The organism is Aliihoeflea sp., assembly GCF_052435475.1.
Taxonomy (GTDB): Bacteria; Pseudomonadota; Alphaproteobacteria; order Rhizobiales; family Rhizobiaceae; genus Aliihoeflea.
Genome location: NZ_JBQVMV010000006.1, coordinates 109,223 through 127,690, shown reverse-complemented (window position 1 = coordinate 127,690; position 18,468 = coordinate 109,223). Strand labels below are relative to the sequence as shown.

Sequence of the window (18,468 nt, the reverse complement as noted above, 5' to 3'; positions counted from 1 at the left end):
CAACTACACAATCCTGATTACGATTTTCCGGACGATCTGATCCCGATCGGGGCGCGGATTTTCATGCGGACGGCGCGGAATCTGCTGGGGTGATGTGCGCCCCCTCCGTCCCTTCGGGCCACCTCCCCCGTGAACGGGGAAGGATTTGCCGTCGAGAATGGCCGCGCCTTGATCCTCCCCTGCGAAGCGGGGGAGGTGGTCCGAAGGGACGGAGGGGGCGCGGGGAATGACCAGCAGCCCGATGCCTACTCCGCAGCCCTTCTGAACGCTTCGGCACCGGCGTCGAACTGGAGGCTGGCGAGGCGGGCGTAGGTGCCGCCCTGGCGCACCAGGCTTTCATGCGTGCCGGTCTCGACGATGCGGCCCTGATCCATGACGAGGATGCGGTCTGCCTTGAGGACGGTCGCCAGCCGGTGGGCGATGACGAGCGTGGTGCGGTCTTCCATCAGGCGCTCCAGTGCAGCCTGGACCAGCGTTTCGCTTTCGGCGTCCAGGGCGGAGGTGGCTTCGTCGAGCAGCAGGATGGGGGCGTCGCGCAGGATGGCGCGGGCGATGGCGACGCGCTGGCGCTGGCCGCCGGAAAGGGTCACGCCGCGCTCGCCAAGCTCAGTGTCGAAACCGGCGTCGAGATTGCCGATGAAGGTTTCGGCGTGGGCGTCGCGCGCGGCCGCCTCGATCTCGGCGCGGGTGGCGCCCGGCCGGCCGAAGCCGATGTTCTCGGCCGCCGTCGCGGCGAAGATCGTCACGTCCTGCGGCACAATGGCGATGCGCGCGCGCAGATCGTCGAGCGAAGCCTGCCGGATGTCTACGCCGTCGACAAGGATCGCGCCGGCGGACGGGTCGTAGAAGCGCAGCAGGAGGGAGAAGATCGTGCTCTTGCCGGCGCCGGACGGGCCGACGATGGCGACCGTCTCGCCGGGGCGGACGGTGAAATCGAGCGACTGGATGGCCGACTGGCCGGGCCGGACGGGGTAGGCGAAGGAGATGTCGGAGAAGACGACTTCGCCGCGCGCCGGGACGGGCAGGGGAATGGGGTTGGCCGCCTCGGCGACGTGCGGCTCCTCGGCGAGGAGCTCGGTCAGTCGCTCGGCCGCGCCGGCGGCCTGCGAAAGTTCCCCCCAGACCTCCGACAAGGCGCCGAGCGCGCCGGCGGCGAAGACGGCGTAGAGCAGGAACTGCGACAGCGTGCCGGGGCTCATCTCGCCGGTCAGAACGTCGCGCGAGCCGAACCAGAGCACGCCGACGATCGAGGAAAAGATCGTCAGGATGGCGAAGAAGGTGAGGAACGAACGGGCGAAGACGGAAAGCCGCGCGGCCTCGAAGGCTTCCTCGACGGCGCTCGAATAGCGGCCGGTGACAAGCGCCTCGTTGGTAAAGGCCTGCAGCGTGCGCACCGAGCCGATTTGCTCGCTTGCATAGGCGGTGGCGTTGGCGAGCGTGTCCTGCGCGTGGCGCGACTTCGCCCGCACCGAGCGACCGAAGGCGACGAGCGGCAGCACGATGAGCGGGATCGCGGCGATGACGAGAGCGGAGAGCTTGGGGCTCGTGACGACCATCATCGTCAGCGCGCCGGTGCCGAGAATGACGTTGCGCAGCGCGACCGAGGCGGTCGCGCCCATGGCGGACTTGATCTGCGTGGTGTCGGCGGTCAATCGGGATATGATTTCGCCCGACTGCACCGTGTCGAAGAAGCCCGGAGACAGACGCGCAACATGGGCGAAGACGTCGCGGCGCACGTCGGAGACGACGCGCTCGCCGAGCGTGATGACGAAATAGTAGCGCCCGGCGGAGGCGGCGGCGAGCACCACCGCGATGACGATCAGCATCGAGAAGTAGTTGGTGATGAGCTGGTCGTCGGAGCCGGTGAAGCCGTGGTCGATCATCCGGCGCACGGCAAGCGGCAGCGTCAGTGTCGTCAGGGCTGCAAGCGACAGGAAGAACAATGCGCCGGCGACCTTGCGGCGATAGCGCAGCATATAGGGCAGCATGGTGCGCAAGGGGCGAAGCGAGCGCCGGCGGGCTTCGGCTTCAGCGTCTGCGGGTCTCATGGTGTCCTCGGCGTCCGCGGGCCGGCGCTGTTTGCGATTTCGCCGGCGCGCTCTTGTGATTCAAATTCGGCTCCTGTATAGGCCAGCCGACGTTTTTCGAAGCCGTAGACCCTGACGGTCGCAGCTTCAAGTGCCCGGAGCGGGCGCAATCGCCGCAGGCATTGGCTCCGTGCTCCCGATCGAGACATTAGGACAAGACCGATGAAAGCCGATATCCACCCCGACTACCACAGCATCAAGGTCGTCATGACCGATGGCACCGAGTACATGACCCGTTCGACCTGGGGCAAGGAAGGTGACACGATGAACCTCGACATCGACCCTAGCACGCACCCGGCCTGGACCGGCGGCAACCAGTCGATGCTCGATCGCGGCGGCCGCGTCTCCAAGTTCAAGAACAAGTTCGCCAATCTCGGTATCTAAGCCGGACGCGAAGTTCAGTTCGAAAAACCCGCCGGCAAGGCGGGTTTTTTGTTGGCGGCTTGGCGAGCCGCGCCGCCCGGCGAGGCGGCGCGCGCTCCGCTACTTCTTCTTGTTCTGGCGGTTCGAGACGAGGTCGTCGACGACGGCGGGATCGGCCAGCGTCGAGGTGTCGCCGAGCGCGCCGAAATCGTCTTCAGCGATCTTCCGCAAAATGCGGCGCATGATCTTGCCGGAGCGGGTCTTCGGCAGGCCGGGCGCAAACTGGATCTTGTCGGGCGAGGCGATCGGGCCGATTTCCTTTCTGACATGGGCGACGAGTTCCTTTTTCAGGTCCTCGTTGCCTGCCTCGCCGGCCATCAGCGTGACGTAGCAATAAATGCCCTGGCCCTTCAGATCGTGCGGATAGCCGACGACGGCGGCTTCCGAGACCTTGTCGTGGGAGACGAGGGCGGACTCGACTTCGGCCGTGCCCATCCGGTGGCCCGAGACGTTGAGAACGTCGTCCACGCGGCCGGTGATCCAGTAGTAGCCGTCGGCGTCGCGCCGGCAGCCGTCGCCGGTGAAGTACTTGCCCTTGTAGGTCGAGAAGTATGTCTGCATGAAGCGCTCGTGGTCGCCATAGACCGTACGCATCTGGCCGGGCCATGAATCGGTGATGCACAGATTGCCGTCGGCCGCGCCCTCGATCACCTGGCCCTCATTGTCGACGAGTTGCGGTTGGATGCCGAAGAAGGGTTTTGTGGCCGAACCGGCCTTGAGGTCGATGGCGCCGGGGAGCGGGGTGATCAGGATGCCGCCGGTCTCGGTCTGCCACCAGGTGTCGACGATGGGCGAGCGCTTGTCGCCGACGACGTTGTAGTACCACTCCCAGGCTTCCGGGTTGATCGGCTCGCCGACCGAGCCGAGCAGCCGCAGGGACTTGCGCGAGGAGCGCTTCACATGGTCGTCGCCCGCGCCCATCAGCGCGCGGATGGCGGTGGGGGCTGTATAGAAGATGTTGACCTGGTGCTTGTCGATGACCTCCCAGAACCGGCCAGCATTGGGATAGTTCGGCACGCCTTCGAACATCAGCGTCGTGGCGCCGTTGGCGAGCGGTCCGTAAACGATGTAGGAGTGGCCGGTGACCCAGCCGACATCCGCCGTGCACCAGTAGATATCGCCCTCGTGGTAGTCGAAGACGTATTCGTGCGTCATCGAGGCGTAGACGAGATAGCCGCCGGTGGTGTGGAGCACGCCCTTGGGCTTGCCCGTCGAGCCGGAGGTGTAGAGGATGAAGAGCGGGTCCTCGGCCTTCATTTTTTCCGGCTTGCAGTCGGGCTTCGCCGCGCGCACCTCGTCGTGATACCAGAGGTCGCGCCCTTCGGCCCAGCCGATCTTGCCGCCGGTGCGGCGCACGACCAGCACGTTCTTGACCATGACGTGGCTTTTCGCCGCGATGTCGATCGCCTTGTCGGTGTTTTCCTTGAGCGGGATCGACTTTCCGCCGCGCAAGCCCTCGTCGGCGGTGATGACGAAGGTGGATTCGCAGTCGACGATGCGGCCGGCGAGGGCGTCGGGCGAGAAGCCGCCGAAGACGACCGAATGGATCGCGCCGATCCGCGCGCAGGCGAGCATGGCATAGGCCGCCTCGGGGATCATCGGCATGTAGATGGTGACGCGGTCGCCCTTCTTGACGCCGCGCGCCTTCAGGACGTTGGCGAGCCGGCAGACATGGGCGTAGAGCTCGTTGTAGGTGATCTTCTTGTCGTCATACGGGTTGTCGCCTTCCCAGATGATGGCGACCTGATCGCCGCGCTTCTTCAGATGGCGGTCGATGCAATTGTAGGAGACGTTCGTGCGGCCGTCCTCGTACCACTTGATCGAAACCTTGCCGTCGAAGGAGGTGTTCTTGACCTTGGTGTAGGGCGTGAACCAGTCGATCCGCTTGCCGTGCTTGTCCCAGAATTTTTCCGGGTTCTTGATCGAGTCCTTGTACCACTTCTCATAGGTGTCCCTGTCGATCAGGGCGCGCTTCTTCCACTCCGGCTTGACGCGATGGACTTTCACCTCGGACATGCAGTTCCTCCCGATCAGGATTGTTTGCGGGCACGGCCGCTCAAGATGCGGGCATTATTAGCATTTGGGCCGCAGGCACAACATTAGACGATGGGTGCGGCGTGGCGGCGGCGATGTCAGATAGCAGCACTTGTTGGGCACCGCTGCCAAGGTGCTGATTCAACGCGATAAATTTCGCTTGAGCGACGCCGTGATAAGTGGACGGTTAAGCCTTTGGGCCGCACACTGACCGCGCTTCATATGCGACTGCGGGGTGAGAACCATGCAACGTACACGTGAAATGGAGCTGATGCTCCAAGGCTACGGCCTGACGACGGCGCAGATCCTCTACCGGATGCCGGATCATCCCGGTCTGCTGCAGACTTTCATCTGGCAACATTACGATCTAGCGCCGAAATTCCCCGAACTCTTCCGCTTCCTCGACTTCTGGCGCGAAAAGCTCGACGGACCGCTCCATTCGGTGAGCTACACGCACAAAAAACTGATCTCGCCGAACGAGTGGCGCAATGTCAGCGGGGAGTTGGTGATTCACTGACGGATGGTCCGAGATTCCAGGGATCGACCAGGCGGACGCCGGCATCGGTGAAATCAGCAACGTTGCGCGTGACAATGGTCAGGCCGTGGACGATGGCTGTCGCCGCGATGAGCCCGTCGATATCGCCGCGAGTGCGTGCAACCGAAAGTCGGCCCCATTCCACCGCGATGTCTTCAGAGACCTCGATGACGCGATCCGCAAAGGTCGTTCGTGTGCGTTCGAGCCATGCGCCCAGGTGCGCTGCCGAGGCGGGGTCGCGGCGCGCCTTCATCGTCACGCCGCGCGCGATTTCTCCCAGCGTGAGAACGCTGATGAACAACTGGGCGGAAGTCTTGTCGGATATCCATCGCACGACCGGTGCGCGTCGCTTGCGCAAGTCGGAGACGATGTTGGTGTCCAGGAGATAAGTCAAAAGTCGATCGGCGGTCTGCTGGGTGTCTTCGAACGGCGGTTGACTTCTTCGTACAAATCATCCGGCCACTCGGGGTCCGACAGGAGGTGTTCGATGAACGACGGCCTGTCCTTGTCCTTCGTGAGCCGATCATATTCCTCGACCGACAGCACGACAGCGGTTCGCTTCCCACGGCGCGTCACCGTCTGCGGGCCCTCGGTGAGAGCCTTCTCAACAACCTTCGAAAGGTGGTTCTTCGCGTCCTGAAGTTGCCAGTTCATCAAGCACGTCCAAAGCTAGCTAGACTGGCTAGCTATATAGCACCGACCGCCCGTCGCTGCCAGTTGCGCTTACCTGCTCCCGAAAATCGCCGAACCGACGCGCACGGACGTCGCGCCGAACTGAATGGCGGTCTCGTAGTCGCCGGACATGCCCATGGAGAGCTTTTCGACGCCGGCTTCTCGGGCAAGCTTTTCGAGGAGGGCGAAGTGGGGGCCGGGGTTTTCGTCCGCGGGCGGGATCGCCATCAGGCCGTCGATGGCAAGGCCGTGGGTTTCGCGGCACCGCTTGACGAAAGCGACCGTCTCGCGCGGATCGATGCCGGCCTTCTGGTCTTCAAGGCCGGTGTTGACCTGGACGTAGACGCGCGGGTGCTTTCCTTGCCGCTCCATCTCCTTGGCCAATTCTGCAGCGATCTTCTCGCGGTCGATGGTCTCGATGACGTCGAAGAGGGCGACGGCCTCCTTTGCCTTGTTGGACTGCAGCGGGCCGATCAAATGAAGTTCGAGGTCGGGAAAGGCCTCCCGCAGGGCGGGCCATTTGCCTTGCGCTTCCTGCACGCGGTTCTCGCCGAACACGCGCTGGCCGGCGTCGAGGACGGGACGGATCGCTTCGGCCTCGAAGGTCTTCGAAACGGCGACGAGCATGACCTCGTCCGTGCGGTTTGCGTCACGCGCGGCGCGTTCGATCTTCGCGCGGACCTCTTCCAGTCTTGCCACCGCATCGGTCATTCGTCCGGCCATCCCCGCGAGTGTTGACGCTTGTCCCAAACCATGGTGAAGGTCCGGCACGTTTTTTCAGTCCCCACTTAAGCAAAAAAGCGGTCATGGCAACCGAACGATACAATCCGCGCGCAAGCGAACCGAAATGGCAGAAGGCCTGGGACGAGGCCAAGCTCTTTGCCACGCAGAACGACGATCCGCGCGAGAAATACTACGTGCTCGAGATGTTCCCCTATCCCTCGGGGCGCATCCATATGGGCCATGTGCGCAACTATGCGATGGGCGATGTCGTGGCGCGCTACAAGCGGGCGGCCGGATACAACGTGCTGCATCCGATGGGCTGGGACGCTTTCGGCCTGCCGGCCGAGAACGCCGCGCGCGACAACAAGGTCAATCCGCGCGACTGGACCTATGCCAATATCGAGACGATGAAGGGCCAGTTGAAGACGATGGGCCTGTCGCTCGACTGGGCGCGCGAATTCGCGACCTGCGACCCCAGCTACTACAAGCACCAGCAGAAGATGTTCCTCGACTTCTGGCAGGCAGGCCTCGTCGAGCGCCGCAACGCCAAGGTCAACTGGGACCCCGAAGACATGACCGTGCTCGCCAACGAGCAGGTGATCGACGGGCGCGGCTGGCGATCCGGCGCGCTGGTCGAACAGCGCGACCTGACGCAGTGGTTCTTCAAGATCACGTCGATGGCGCAGGACCTGCTCGACGGGCTCGACATGCTCGAGCGCTGGCCCGAGAAGGTCAAGCTGATGCAGTCGAACTGGATCGGCCGGTCGGAAGGCCTGCAGCTTCGCTGGAAGCTGGACCCGGCGACGGCGCCCGAAGGCGAGAGCGAGCTCGAAGTCTACACGACCCGGCCCGACACGATCTTCGGCGCGTCCTTCATGGCGATCGCGGCCGACCATCCGCTGGCGAAGAAGGCGGCGGAGAAGAACCCGGCGCTGGCGGATTTCATCGCGGAGATCAAGCGCAGCGGAACGTCTGCAGCCGAGATCGAGACGGCGGAAAAGAAGGGCTTCGACACCGGCATACGCGTCGTCCATCCCTTCGACGAAAGCTGGACGCTGCCGGTGCACGTGGCGAATTTCGTGCTGATGGATTACGGAACGGGCGCGATCTTCGGCTGCCCGTCGGGCGACCAGCGCGACCTCGACTTCGCCAACAAATACGGCCTGCCGGTCGTGCCGGTGGTGATGCCGAAGGAAGGCGACGCGGCGAATTTCCAGATCATCGACGAGGCCTATACGGACGACGGCGTGATGATCAATTCGCGCTTCCTCGACGGCATGACGCCGAAGGATGCGTTCGAAGAGGTCGCTTCGCGACTGGAATCCTCGACGCTCGGCAACCGGCCGCAGGCGCAGCGCAAGGTGCAGTTCCGCCTGCGCGACTGGCTGATCTCGCGCCAGCGCTACTGGGGCTGCCCGATCCCGGTCATCCATTGCGACGATTGCGGCGCGGTGCCGGTGCCGGCGGAGCAACTGCCGGTGCGGCTGCCCGACGAGGTGTCGTTCGAAAAGCCGGGCAACCCGCTCGACCACCATCCGACCTGGAAGCACGCTGCCTGCCCGAATTGCGGCAAGGATGCCCGCCGCGACACCGACACGATGGACACGTTCGTCGATTCCTCGTGGTATTTCGCCCGCTTCACCGATCCGTGGAACGAGGACCAGCCGACCGATGTCGCCCATGTCGACGGGCCGAACGGATGGCTGCCGGTCAACCAGTATATCGGCGGCATCGAGCATGCGATCCTGCATCTGCTCTATTCGCGTTTCTTCGCCCGCGCGATGAAGGCGACGGGGCATCTGAACGTGGTCGAGGAGCCGTTCGAGGGGCTTTTCACGCAGGGCATGGTCGTCCACGAGACCTATCGTGGCGCGAAGGGCTGGGTAACGCCTGCCGAAGTGAAGCTGGAGGAAGTCGAAGGCGCGCGGCGTGCGACGCTGATTTCGACCGGTGAGGACATCACGATCGGATCGATCGAGAAGATGTCGAAGTCGAAGAAGAACGTCGTCGATCCCGACGACATCATCGCCTCCTACGGCGCCGACACGGCGCGCTGGTTCATGCTGTCGGATTCGCCGCCGGACCGTGACGTGATCTGGACGGAAGCCGGCGTCGAGGGTGCGCACCGCTTCGTGCAGCGCGTGTGGCGTCTGGTTTCGGAAGCTTCGGAGACGCTGAAGGGCGTTTCGGGCGCGCCTGCGCGGGAGGGCGAGGCGGCCGCCATCTCCAAGCTCGCGCACAAGACCGTGAAGGCGGTTGGCGCGGATATCGAGCGGCTCGGCTTCAACAAGGCGGTCGCGCGGCTTTACGAACTGGTCAATGCAATGGCGCCGCGCGTTCAGGCGTTGGCTGCGGCGAGCGATGCCGACAAGGCGGCGCTGCGCGACGCGTTCGACAAGCTGCTGGTGATGGTGGCGCCGATGATGCCGCATCTGGCAGAAGAGTGCTGGGCGGCGCTGGGCGGCGAGGGCATGGTCGCGGATCAAGGCTGGCCGCAATTCGACGCGGCGCTGACCGTCGATGATGAAATCACGCTGCCGGTTCAGGTCAATGGCAAGAAGCGCGGCGATCTGACGATCGCGCGCGACGCGGACCAGTCGGCTGTGGAAGCGGCAGCGCTTGCGCTCGACGCCGTGCAGAAGGCGCTCGAAGGCAAGGCGCCGCGCAAGGTCATCGTCGTGCCGCAGCGGATCGTGAACGTCGTAGCTTGAGCTGGCCCAATAAGGCGGGCGCCTGTGGGCGTCCGCCGGTCCGGTGCTGCTGCGCCGGTTCGACCTGCGATTGCGTTCGATGGCGACGGCTATCTACACGTTCGCTGTTCTTCAGGAACTTTTTGTTACCAAACTCATTCTTGCAAGAATGTCATGGCCGCGTCATCCCGTTCGGCGATGAAGGCGCGTGACGGAGTGCATAGAATGAATCTTCGGCAGGCGCCGTTAAGTCTCACCTCGATCATCAGCTATCTGATGCCTTCGGCCAAGCCGCGCGACCATGTGGTCGACCAGCTCATCGCCGAGCGTGCGACGCATCTGTCGCGCAACCCGGCCTGGCCGGCGCTGCGGCCCCTGATCTACCGCTATTTCGACTATGACCTCGCCGTCTCCATGGCCAACGACATGGCGCCGCTGCCGGGCATCGCGGCCTTCGACTATCTGTCGAAGCTGCTGGCGCTCGACGTGACCGTGACTGGGCTCGACAACATTCCGAAGACCGGCGGCTTCGTGCTGGCGCCGAGCCATCCGACGGGCATCGCCGACGGTATCGCCGTCTACGACCTGATGAAGCCGGTGCGCGACGACCTGTCGATCTTCGCCAATCGCGACGCGCTGCGCGTCTCGGCGGGCCTGCGCGACCTGATCATCCCCGTCGAGTGGCGGCAGGGCGAGAAGAGCCATTCGAAGAGCCGCGACACGCTGGAAATGACGGCCAAGGCCTTCGCCAACGACCGCGCCGTGGTGCTGTTTCCGTCCGGCCGCATCGCCTACTGGAATCAGAACAAGCTGACGGAACGGCCCTGGCAGCCTTCCTTCGTGGCGCTGGCACGGCGTTACAACGTGCCGGTCGTGCCCGCGCACATCACCGCGCGCAATTCGGGGCTGTTCTACTTCCTGTCGAAATACTCGACCGAGATGCGCGACATGACGGTGTTCCACGAGCTTCTCAACAAGAAGAACCGGCCGTTCGAGATCACAGTCGGCAAGCCGATCGCACCCGATCTCCTGCAGGGGGACGCGGCCGAGGTGGCGGGCCTACTGCAAAAGCACACGGTCGAGGATCTGGCGCGGGACCCCGGCGCCGAGTTCCGCAGGTAAGAAAAAACCCCGCTCGAAGCGGGGTTTTTTTGTGCTCGGGATTTGACCGATCAGCCGATCTTCTGGCCGGTCTTGGCCCAGTCGGCGAGGAATGTTTCGAGGCCCTTGTCCGTCAACGGGTGCTTGACCAGCGCCTTGAGGGTCGCCGGCGGCACGGTCGCGACGTCGGCGCCGATGAGGGCCGCAAGCTTGACGTGGTTCACCGTGCGGATCGAGGCGGCGAGGATCTCGGTGTTGAAATCGTAATTGTCGTAGATGGTGCGGATCTCGGAAATCAGCTCCATCCCGTCCGTGCCCATGTCGTCGATGCGGCCGATGAAGGGCGAGATGAAGCTCGCGCCCGCCTTGGCGGCGAGCAGCGCCTGATTGGCCGAGAAGCAGAGCGTGACGTTGACGAGGCGGCCGTCGCCGGTGATCGCCTTGCAGGCCTTGAGGCCGTCGAGCGTCAGCGGCAGCTTGATGCAGATATTGTTGGCGATCTTCGACAGAACGTCGGCCTCGCGCATCATCTCGGCATAGTCCGTGGCGGCAACTTCGGCCGAGACCGGGCCGTCGACGATGTCGCAGATTTCCTTGGTGACTTCCTTGATGTCGCGGCCCGACTTCAGGATCAGCGACGGGTTGGTCGTCACGCCGTCGAGCAGGCCGTATTCGTTGAGTTCGCGGATGTCGGCGACGTCGGCCGTATCGACGAAGAATTTCATGTGCGTCTCCTTCAGGCTTTTGGGCGGGCGGCGGATGGGAAGTCCGCCAGCCGGCGGTTGGGACTTGCACTAGCGCAAGATCGGGGCAAGGTCACGTCCGATGAGCCAAGATTCGCCTTCCCTCTTCCCGCCAAGCAAGGTCGTGCCCGTTCTCGTGCCGATGCCGGCCGATCGCGCCTATTCCTATGCCGTGCCGGACGGGATGAACGTCGTGCCGGGCTCGATCGTGCGCGTGCCGCTCGGGCCACGGCTGGTTGCGGGCGTGGTGTGGGACGGCGACGGGGGATCGGTCGATCCGAAGAAATTGCGGCCGATCGACCATGTGTTCGACTGTCCAGCGATAAGCGCGGAGCTGCGCCGCTTCGTCGACTGGGTCGCGAGCTATACGCTCTCACCACCCGGCATGGTGGCGCGGATGCTGCTGCGCGCGCCGGCGGCGTTCGATCCCGAGCCGATGATCGACGGGCTGGTGCTTTCGGGCACCGAGCCCGACCGGATGACGGATGCGCGCCGGCGCGTGCTCGAGATGGCGTCCGACGGGTTCGCCTGGACGCGCTCGGGGCTGGCACGCGCGGCCGGCACGTCGCTGACGGTGATCGACGGGCTGAAGGCGCAGGGCGTTTTCGACGAGGCGATGATCGCGCCGCGGCCGGTCGTCGCCGCGCCGGACCCGGATTACGCGCAGGCCGAGCTGATGCCGGAGCAGGCGGAAGCCGCGCAGAATCTGCGCGGCAAGGTCACCGATGGCGGGTTTTCGACGACGCTGATCGACGGTGTGACGGGGTCTGGCAAGACCGAGGTCTACTTCGAGGCGATCGCGGAGGCGGTGCGGGCGGGGCGTCAGGTGCTCGTGCTGGTGCCGGAGATCGCGCTGACGGCAGCGTTTCTCGAGCGCTTCCAGGACAGGTTCGGCGCCAAGCCCGCCGAATGGCATTCCGACCTTGCGCCGCGGACGCGCGAGCGGGTCTGGCGGCAGGTGGCGGAGGGGCGCGTGCAGGTGGTCGCCGGCGCGCGCTCGGCGCTGTTCCTGCCTTTCAAGGAGCTCGGCCTGATCGTCGTCGACGAGGAGCACGACCCAGCCTACAAGCAGGAGGACCGGGTGTTCTACAATGCCCGAGACATGGCGGTGGTGCGCGGCCATATCGGGCAGTTTCCGGTGGTGCTTGCGTCTGCGACGCCGTCGGTCGAAAGCCGCGTCAATGCAGGGCAGGGGCGCTATGCGCGGGAGGTGCTGTCGGGCCGGTATGCCGAGGCGGCGCTGCCGGACATCCGCGCGATCGACATGCGAGAACATCCGCCAGTGCGCGGCGGGTTCATCTCGCCGGTGCTCGTTTCGGCGGCGCGGGCGACGGTGGAGCGCGGCGAACAGGCGCTGTTCTTCCTCAACCGGCGCGGCTATGCGCCATTGACGCTGTGTCGGGTGTGCGGCCATCGCTTCCAGTGCCCGTCCTGTTCGAGCTGGCTGGTCGAGCATCGCTTTCGCGGCCAGTTGATGTGCCACCATTGTGGGCATTCCGAAGCCCGTCCCGAGGCCTGCCCGTCCTGCGGGACGCTCGACCATCTGGTGCCGTGCGGGCCGGGCGTCGAGCGCATCGCCGAGGAGATCGTCTCGCACTTTCCCGACAGTCGCGTGATCGTGCTCTCCTCCGACATGCTGGGCGGGGTGAAGCGGCTGCGGCTCGAGCTCGAGGCCATCGCTAAGGGCGAGGCCGACATCGTCATCGGTACGCAACTCGTCGCCAAGGGCCACAATTTTCCGAACATGACGCTGGTCGGGGTGGTCGACGCCGATCTCGGGCTGGCCAATGGCGACCCGCGCGCGGCGGAGCGGACGTTCCAGCTCCTGAGCCAGGTGACGGGCCGGGCGGGGCGCACCGGCAAGAAGAGCGTCGGGCTGCTCCAGACCTACCAGCCGGACCATCCGGTGATGCGCGCGCTCGTCTCGGGCGACGCGGAAGCGTTCTACGACCGCGAGGTCAGCGAGCGCGAGCGCGGCCGCCTGCCCCCCTTCGGCCGGCTTGCCGGCGTCATCGTCAGCGCCGCGACGCGGGCCGAGGCCGAGGGCCATGCGCGCGGGCTGCGGCAGGCTGCAATGCGCTCGAACGAGATCATGGTGCTCGGTCCCGCCGAAGCGCCGCTCTCGCTCGTCGCCGGCCGGCACCGGTTTCGCTTGCTGGTGCACGCCGAGCGGAAGGCGGACATTCAGGGGTATATCCGCGCGATGCTCGGCGCCGGGCCGAAGGAGCGCGGGTCGGTGCGGGTGAGCGTCGACGTCGATCCGCAGAGCTTTTTGTAGACAGGTCGCTCGTTGCCCGCGTATGCGGATGTCCAGATTTCGAGGGGACTCACAGATGGAACTCGCATTTCCGTGGCCGTATTCGCAGGGCGAGTGGCTGGCGTGGTCGTCGGCGGCGATCACGGTGCTGTTCGGGCTGATGACGCTGTTTGCGCCGCGGCTTTCGCTGAAGGCTTTGCGGTTGCAGACCGCGCCGAACCATCCCGAGGCGGTGGCCGAATCGCGGGCGACGATGTCGGGTTTTTATCTCGGCGTCGGGCTCTGCTGCATTCTGCTCGCCCAGCCGCTCCTCTACCTGACGCTGGGAGCGTCGTGGGCGCTGACCGCGTTCGGGCGGGTCGTTTCCATGCTGTCGGACCGGGGCAACACCGCCTATAACTGGATCGTCCTGGCGATCGAGATCGTGCTTGCCGGACTGCCGCTCGCCTTCGCGCTGGGCTTCGTCGGCTGATCCTTTCGAACTGCGACAAAACGGCCAAAAACCGCCCGGCAAGGCGTGTTGCGAGTCCTGAAAGCCTGTGCTAGACGGCAATCGACTTTTGACCGGGACGGCGGCTGGATCGCTTGTCCGGGGGAAATTTTCAACGAGGTCAGGGATTTAGCCGGTCATTTGCCCCGGTGCTCGAATTCGCTGCCTTCCAGATGAAGAGAAAACACACTTCGTGGCACAGTCTGGCTCGATGATCTCAGGTGTTTCGCAGCGCTACGCGCGCTCGCTGTTCGAACTGGCGCGGGATGAGAACTCCATCGCCGAAACCGAGAAAGAGCTCGGCCGGTTCGCCGCCATGCTCAAGGAGAGCGCCGATCTGCAGCGCCTCGTCACGAGCCCGGTCTTCTCGGCCGAGGACCAGTTCCGCGCGATCTCGGCGATTCTGGACAAAGCTGGCATCAAGGGTCTCGTCGGCAATTTCTTGCGCGTCGTCGCGCAGAACCGCCGGCTCTTCGCCGTGCCCGGCATCATCGCCTCTTTCCGCCAGATCGCGGCGGAGGCGCGTGGTGAAGTCTCGGCCGACGTGATCTCCGCCCATGCGCTCGATACGGCGCAGGAGAAGGAACTCAAGGCGGCGCTTAAGAGCGTTGCCGGCAAGGACGTGACGGTCAATCTTTCGGTCGACCCCTCATTGCTTGGCGGCCTCGTCGTCAAGATGGGTTCGCGCCAGATCGACACGTCGCTCAAGACTAAACTCAATTCGCTCAAGCTTGCACTGAAAGAGGTCGGCTGATGGACATCCGCGCCGCGGAAATTTCCGCAATTCTCAAGGACCAGATCAAGAATTTCGGCCGTGAGGCCGAGGTCTCCGAGGTCGGTCAGGTTCTCTCCGTCGGCGACGGCATTGCACGCGTCTACGGCCTCGACAATGTCCAGGCCGGCGAGATGGTCGAGTTCCCAGGCGGCATCCGCGGCATGGCGCTCAACCTCGAAGCCGACAATGTCGGCGTCGTTATCTTCGGCGCCGACCGCGACATCAAGGAAGGCGACACCGTCAAGCGCACCGGCGCGATCGTTGACGTGCCTGTCGGCCCCGGCCTGCTCGGCCGCGTCGTCGACGCGCTCGGCAACCCGATCGACGGCAAGGGCCCGATCGAGGGCATCGAGCGCAAGCGCGTCGACGTCAAGGCGCCTGGCATCATCCCGCGCAAGTCGGTGCATGAGCCGATGTCGACCGGCCTCAAGGCCATCGACGCGCTGATCCCGGTCGGCCGCGGCCAGCGCGAGCTGATCATCGGCGATCGCCAGACCGGCAAGACCGCCATCATTCTCGACACGATCCTGAACCAGAAGTCGCTGAACCAGGGCGACGACGAGAGCCAGAAGCTCTATTGCGTCTATGTCGCCATCGGCCAGAAGCGTTCGACGGTCGCGCAGCTCGTCAAGGTTCTCGAAGAGCGCGGCGCGCTCGAATATTCGATCATCATCGCCGCGACCGCTTCCGACCCGGCCCCGATGCAGTATCTGGCGCCGTTCGCCGGCTGCACGATGGCCGAATATTTCCGCGACAATGGCAAGCATGCGCTGATCGCCTATGACGATCTGTCGAAGCAGGCCGTCGCCTATCGCCAGATGTCGCTGCTGCTGCGCCGCCCGCCCGGCCGCGAAGCCTATCCGGGCGACGTCTTCTACCTGCACTCGCGTCTTCTCGAGCGCGCCGCGAAGATGAACGACGAGCTGGGCTCGGGTTCGTTGACCGCGCTGCCGGTCATCGAGACGCAGGCCAACGACGTCTCGGCCTACATCCCGACCAACGTGATCTCGATCACCGATGGCCAGATCTTTCTCGAGACCAACCTCTTCTTTCAGGGCATCCGCCCGGCCGTGAACGTCGGTCTGTCGGTGTCGCGCGTCGGTTCGGCCGCGCAGATCAAGGCGATGAAGCAGGTTGCCGGCTCGATCAAGGGCGAGCTCGCGCAGTATCGCGAGATGGCCGCCTTCGCGCAGTTCGGCTCCGACCTCGACGCCTCGACGCAGCGCCTGCTCAACCGCGGTGCGCGCCTGACCGAACTCCTGAAGCAGCCGCAGTTCTCGCCGCTGAAGACGGAAGAGCAGGTCGCGGTGATCTTCGCCGGCGTGCAGGGGTATCTCGACAAGATCGAGCTCGGCGATGTCGGCAAGTTCGAGCAGGGTCTGCTGTCGCACATGCGCTCGGAAGGCAAGGACGTGCTCGACCAGATCCGCAAGGAGAAGGCGCTGTCCGACGACCTGCGCGGCAAGCTCAAGGCGGAAATCGACAAGTTCGCCAAGTCGTTCGCCTGAGGCCTTTGACGAGAAAGCAGAGATTGCCGCATGGCTTCACTGAAAGACCTTCGTAACCGCATCGCCTCGGTCAAGGCGACGCAGAAGATCACCAAGGCGATGCAGATGGTCGCCGCGGCGAAGCTGCGTCGTGCGCAGGAAGCCGCCGAAGCCGCGCGCCCCTATTCTGAGCGCATGGCGACGGTTCTGGCGAACATCTCGGCTGCGGTCGACGGTGCGGATGCCCCGCCGCTGATGACCGGAACCGGCAAGGACGACGTGCACCTGCTCGTCGTCGCCACGGCCGAGCGCGGACTTTGCGGCGGCTTCAACTCGCAGATTGCGCGCCTCGCACGCGAACACACCCGCCGGCTTCTGGCCGAGGGCAAGACGGTGAAGATCATCACCGTCGGCAAGAAGGGCTACGACATCCTTCGCCGCGACTATGCCAACCTGATCATCGAGCGCATCGAACTGCGCGACGTGAAGCAGGTCGGGTTCGCCAACGCCGACCAGATCGCCCGCAAGGTGATCTCGCTGTTCAATCAGGGCGAGTTCGACGTCGCGACGCTGTTCTATTCGCAGTTCAAGTCGGTGATCAGCCAGATTCCGACCGCGCAGCAGATCATCCCCGCCTCGGCGCCGACCGCGCCCGACGCGTCGGCCGAACTTGCAGGCGGCAATGCCGTCTACGAATACGAGCCGGACGCGAGCGAGATCCTCGGCGACCTCATTCCGCGCAACATTTCGGTGCAGATATTCCGGGCGCTGCTCGAGAACGCTGCCGGCGAAATGGGCGCCAAGATGACGGCGATGGACAACGCCACGCGCAATGCCGGCGACATGATCAACAAGCTTTCGATCACCTACAACCGTCAGCGCCAGGCGCAGATCACCAAGGAACTGATCGAAATCATTTCCGGCGCGGAAGCGCTGTAATCGACCGGGCGTCTTTTCAGGCGCCGTGAAGAAAGAGGCTCACAACGATGGCTAAAGCAGCTACCAACACCCCGGCGGCCACGCCTGCCGCATCCGGCTCGACCGGCACGGTCCGCCAGGTCATCGGCGCCGTCGTCGACGTTGCCTTCGAGGGCGCCCTGCCGGCGATCCTGAACGCTCTGGAGACCGACAATAACGGTCAGCGCCTGGTTCTCGAAGTCGCCCAGCATCTCGGCGAGAACACCGTCCGCACCATCGCGATGGACTCGACCGAAGGTCTCGTCCGCGGCCAGCCGGTCAAGGACACCGGCGCGCCCATCTCGGTGCCGGTCGGCCCCGAAATGCTCGGACGCATCATCAACGTCATCGGCGAGGCGATCGACGAGGAAGGCCCGCTCGGCGCGACCACGACCCGGCCGATCCACGCCGCTGCACCGGCCTATATCGAGCAGTCCACCGAATCCGAAATCCTCGTCACCGGCATCAAGGTCATCGACCTTCTGGCGCCCTACGCCAAGGGCGGCAAGATCGGGCTGTTCGGCGGCGCCGGCGTCGGCAAGACCGTTCTGATCCAGGAACTGATCAACAACGTCGCCAAGGCGCATGGTGGCTACTCGGTGTTCGCCGGCGTCGGCGAGCGCACCCGCGAAGGCAACGATCTCTATCACGAGTTCATCGAATCGGGCGTCAACAAGAAGGGTGGCGGCGAAGGCTCCAAGGCCGCGCTTGTCTATGGCCAGATGAACGAGCCGCCCGGTGCCCGCGCCCGCGTTGGCCTGACCGGCCTGACGGTCGCCGAATATTTCCGCGACCAGGGCCAGGACGTGCTGTTCTTCGTCGATAATATCTTCCGCTTCACGCAGGCGGGTTCGGAAGTGTCGGCGCTGCTCGGCCGCATTCCCTCGGCCGTGGGCTACCAGCCGACGCTCGCGACCGACATGGGCGCGCTGCAGGAGCGCATCACCACGACGACCAAGGGCTCGATCACCTCGGTGCAGGCGATTTACGTCCCTGCCGACGATTTGACCGATCCGGCTCCGGCAACGTCGTTCGCCCACTTGGACGCCACGACGACGCTGAACCGCTCGATCGCCGAAAAGGGCATCTACCCGGCCGTCGATCCGCTCGATTCGACCTCGCGTATGCTCGATCCGCAGATCGTCGGCGAGGAGCACTATTCAGTGGCCCGATCGGTTCAGCAGACGCTGCAGCGCTATAAGTCGCTGCAGGACATCATCGCGATCCTGGGCATGGACGAGCTTTCCGAAGAGGACAAGCTAACCGTCGCCCGCGCCCGCAAGATCGAGCGCTTCCTGTCGCAGCCCTTCTTCGTCGCCGAAGTCTTCACCGGCGCGCCGGGCAAGCTGGTCGACCTCGCCGACACCATCAAGAGCTTCAAGGGCCTGGTCGCCGGCGAATACGACTACCTGCCGGAAGCCGCCTTCTACATGGTCGGCTCCATTGAGGAAGCCGTCGAGAAGGGCAAGAAGCTCGCCGCCGAAGCTGCCTGAT

Annotated in this window: 16 protein-coding genes; 10 read left to right on the top strand and 6 right to left on the bottom strand. The window is 64.7% G+C overall.

Features of this window, described 5'->3' with window-relative positions; genetic code table 11:
* Window positions 1-245: 245 nt before the first annotated feature.
* The gene (locus ACT6QU_RS09745) at window positions 246-2,048 is read right to left on the bottom strand and encodes an ABC transporter transmembrane domain-containing protein (RefSeq protein ID WP_444563582.1); all 1,803 of its coding nucleotides are present in this window, start codon (window positions 2,046-2,048) and stop codon (window positions 246-248) included.
* 201 nt (window positions 2,049-2,249) lie between these two features.
* Between ACT6QU_RS09745 and rpmE the strand changes: the two genes are divergently transcribed.
* Entirely contained in the window at window positions 2,250-2,471 is a 222-nt protein-coding gene (gene rpmE, locus ACT6QU_RS09740) for a 50S ribosomal protein L31 (protein WP_024587202.1), read from the top strand.
* Between the two features lie 99 nt (window positions 2,472-2,570).
* Here the strand turns inward: rpmE and acs are convergent, their stop codons facing one another.
* A complete protein-coding gene (gene acs, locus ACT6QU_RS09735) occupies window positions 2,571-4,526 on the bottom strand; it encodes an acetate--CoA ligase (protein ID WP_444563583.1) in 1,956 nt (651 codons plus the stop codon).
* A 262-nt stretch (window positions 4,527-4,788) separates the two neighbouring features.
* Here acs and ACT6QU_RS09730 point away from each other — a divergent pair, with 262 nt between their 5' ends.
* A complete protein-coding gene (locus ACT6QU_RS09730) occupies window positions 4,789-5,061 on the top strand; it encodes an usg protein (RefSeq protein WP_024587200.1) in 273 nt (90 codons plus the stop codon).
* Here ACT6QU_RS09730 and ACT6QU_RS09725 read toward each other — a convergent pair.
* From ACT6QU_RS09725 to ACT6QU_RS09715, 3 genes are all read right to left on the bottom strand, one after another.
* Window positions 5,036-5,473, bottom strand: a complete 438-nt coding sequence (locus ACT6QU_RS09725; protein WP_444563584.1) for a type II toxin-antitoxin system VapC family toxin — start codon at window positions 5,471-5,473, stop codon at window positions 5,036-5,038. The genes ACT6QU_RS09730 and ACT6QU_RS09725 overlap by 26 nt on opposite strands.
* Complete coding sequence (locus tag ACT6QU_RS09720; RefSeq protein WP_444563585.1) at window positions 5,470-5,733, bottom strand: type II toxin-antitoxin system Phd/YefM family antitoxin; 264 nt, start codon at window positions 5,731-5,733, stop codon at window positions 5,470-5,472. Before ACT6QU_RS09720 ends, ACT6QU_RS09725 begins: the two co-directional genes overlap by 4 nt.
* A gap of 69 nt (window positions 5,734-5,802) precedes the next feature.
* Window positions 5,803-6,462: a YggS family pyridoxal phosphate-dependent enzyme gene (locus ACT6QU_RS09715; protein ID WP_444563586.1), complete on the bottom strand. Its 660-nt coding sequence runs from the start codon at window positions 6,460-6,462 to the stop codon at window positions 5,803-5,805.
* A 95-nt stretch (window positions 6,463-6,557) separates the two neighbouring features.
* Here ACT6QU_RS09715 and leuS point away from each other — a divergent pair, with 95 nt between their 5' ends.
* Together leuS and ACT6QU_RS09705 are read left to right on the top strand one after the other, a co-directional pair.
* Entirely contained in the window at window positions 6,558-9,185 is a 2,628-nt protein-coding gene (leuS, locus tag ACT6QU_RS09710) for a leucine--tRNA ligase (protein WP_444563587.1), read from the top strand.
* Window positions 9,186-9,389: 204 nt separating this feature from the next.
* On the top strand, window positions 9,390-10,286 hold the full coding sequence (locus ACT6QU_RS09705; RefSeq protein ID WP_444563588.1) for a 1-acyl-sn-glycerol-3-phosphate acyltransferase: 897 nt from the start codon (window positions 9,390-9,392) through the stop codon (window positions 10,284-10,286).
* 50 nt (window positions 10,287-10,336) lie between these two features.
* Here ACT6QU_RS09705 and fsa read toward each other — a convergent pair whose 3' ends face one another.
* Complete coding sequence (gene fsa / locus ACT6QU_RS09700) at window positions 10,337-10,990, bottom strand: fructose-6-phosphate aldolase (RefSeq protein ID WP_444563589.1); 654 nt, start codon at window positions 10,988-10,990, stop codon at window positions 10,337-10,339.
* Window positions 10,991-11,090: 100 nt separating this feature from the next.
* Between fsa and ACT6QU_RS09695 the strand changes: the two genes are divergently transcribed.
* The 6 genes from ACT6QU_RS09695 (at window position 11,091) to atpD (ending at window position 18,467) form a co-directional block, all read left to right on the top strand.
* The gene (locus ACT6QU_RS09695) at window positions 11,091-13,286 is read left to right on the top strand and encodes a primosomal protein N' (protein WP_444563590.1); all 2,196 of its coding nucleotides are present in this window, start codon (window positions 11,091-11,093) and stop codon (window positions 13,284-13,286) included.
* Between the two features lie 55 nt (window positions 13,287-13,341).
* Entirely contained in the window at window positions 13,342-13,737 is a 396-nt protein-coding gene (locus ACT6QU_RS09690; RefSeq protein ID WP_444563591.1) for an AGROH133_08824 family phage infection protein, read from the top strand.
* 229 nt (window positions 13,738-13,966) lie between these two features.
* Window positions 13,967-14,509, top strand: coding sequence for a F0F1 ATP synthase subunit delta (locus tag ACT6QU_RS09685; RefSeq protein ID WP_444563687.1), 543 nt, complete (start codon window positions 13,967-13,969; stop codon window positions 14,507-14,509).
* Window positions 14,509-16,038, top strand: coding sequence for a F0F1 ATP synthase subunit alpha (gene atpA, locus ACT6QU_RS09680; RefSeq protein ID WP_444563592.1), 1,530 nt, complete (start codon window positions 14,509-14,511; stop codon window positions 16,036-16,038). Before ACT6QU_RS09685 ends, atpA begins: the two co-directional genes overlap by 1 nt.
* A gap of 30 nt (window positions 16,039-16,068) precedes the next feature.
* A complete protein-coding gene (locus tag ACT6QU_RS09675) occupies window positions 16,069-16,956 on the top strand; it encodes a F0F1 ATP synthase subunit gamma (RefSeq protein WP_444563593.1) in 888 nt (295 codons plus the stop codon).
* Window positions 16,957-17,003: 47 nt separating this feature from the next.
* Window positions 17,004-18,467, top strand: a complete 1,464-nt coding sequence (gene atpD, locus ACT6QU_RS09670; RefSeq protein ID WP_444563594.1) for a F0F1 ATP synthase subunit beta — start codon at window positions 17,004-17,006, stop codon at window positions 18,465-18,467.
* The last annotated feature ends 1 nt before the right edge of the window (window position 18,468 follow it).